The organism is Candidatus Eisenbacteria bacterium (assembly GCA_030017955.1).
GTDB lineage: Bacteria > Eisenbacteria > RBG-16-71-46 > JASEGR01 > JASEGR01 > JASEGR01.
This window is the reverse complement of record JASEGR010000215.1, coordinates 1-1,630: the sequence shown is the minus strand read 5'-3', so window position 1 is coordinate 1,630 and position 1,630 is coordinate 1. Positions and strand designations below refer to the sequence as shown.

The window sequence follows — 1,630 nt, the reverse complement described above, 5'->3', positions numbered from 1 at the left end:
CACAAACATGATCTTAGACTGGCAAGAGAGCCTCAAAGCTGTAGCCAGAGTTGATGATAAATGGACCGACTTGAAAACTTTGAAGATGACAGAGTGTAAGCAGGGAGTGCTTTTCTCTTCTGTCAGCCGGAATTTGAGGGTGGTCTTCAGAAATGAATTGATCACTTCGGATGCGGGCTTGTTGCTAGTGCTTTCTTGCGGAGATTCCTTCTGTATTGAAACTCGCAAGGGCACGTTGCACGTGCCCGCGGGCACAGCGTGCTGTGCCCCTCCGACCTATAGGCTTTCTTCGCAAGGTAATACTAGTGTCGTGTCCCAGAAATAGCTTGACAGATAGATTTGAACTTTTTATTATGGGGCATGAACAATATTGCCAGACCTCTTAGACTAAATGATGTTCAGCGACGGGAACTGGAAGCTCTGGTGAGGCGTGGTAAGACGCCTCAGAAGGTGGCATTACGTGCGCGGATCGTGCTTCTGGTAGCGGCGAGGAAGACACACAGTGCGATAGCCCGCCAGTTGGAAGTTTCCCGTCCGACGGTACTCTTGTGGCGGGGACGGTTTGAACAAAAGGGGGTGAAGGGTTTATTGCAGGACGCGCCTCGACCGGGACGAAAGAAGGCGATCACGGCAGCGGTGATCCAACGGGTGGTGGAAGCGACCTTGCACACCACGCCAGCCCAGGTCACCCATTGGAGTGTGCGCAGCATGGCGAAGGCACAAGGTCAGTCACGGATGACCGTCCACCGAATTTGGCAGCAGCATCGGTTGCAGCCGCACCGCCTGGAAAGCTTCAAGCTCTCTCGTGATCCCTTTTTTGTCGAGAAGCTGCGGGACATTGTCGGACTCTATCTCAATCCCCCGGACAAAGCGTTAGTGCTCTCAGTGGATGAGAAGAGTCAGATTCAAGCCTTAGACCGCACCCAACCGGTTCTGCCGTTACGACCCGGGATTCCGGCGCGTCAGACCCATGACTACCAGCGGCATGGGACAACCACTCTGTTTACAGCTCTCAGTCTGCTCGACGGCAAAGTCATCGGCGTGTGCCATCCCCGTCATCGCAGTGAGGAATTTATTCAGTTTCTCAGCAAAGTCGACCGGGAAACGCCAACCGACCTCACTCTCCACTTAATCGTTGATAACTATGGCGCACACAAGACGGCAAAGGTTAAAGAATGGTTGAAAGGTCACGCTCGTTTCCAGTTGCACTTTACACCCACGGGAAGCTCTTGGCTCAATTTGGTTGAAAGTTGGTTCTCGCAAATCACACAGCGGCGCATCCGCCGAGGAACTTTTACCAGCGTCAAGCAACTCGTCACCGCCATCAATGACTATATCAGAGACTATAACAGTAATCCGACGATCTTTAGCTGGACGAAAGACGCAGATATGATCCTTCGAAAGGTCAATCGCTGTAAAGAAGCGTTAGGGACACCACACTAGTGAAACTCGATATCCGCCGAACCCATACCGATCTCCAGTCGGAGAATCAACTGTCCCTTGGCCGTATCGAAGTTGTCGGTCTCGAATACGTCGTCGTCTTCATGAACCCGCTTGAGGGCGCGTTTGGAAAACTTGATGGAACTGAGGAAGTTGTCGCTGGTTTCCAGACGCACACCAACCTCGGACG

General features: G+C 52.5%; 2 protein-coding genes. Both read left to right on the top strand.

Annotated elements, in window-relative coordinates; all coding sequences use genetic code 11:
- Positions 1-360 precede the first annotated feature (360 nt).
- Positions 361-1,443, top strand: a complete 1,083-nt coding sequence (locus QME66_13795; protein MDI6810013.1) for an IS630 family transposase — start codon at positions 361-363, stop codon at positions 1,441-1,443.
- Positions 1,443-1,630 (top strand): hypothetical protein (locus QME66_13790; protein ID MDI6810012.1); only part of this gene is annotated, 188 nt, incomplete at its 3' end. The genes QME66_13795 and QME66_13790, both read left to right, overlap by 1 nt.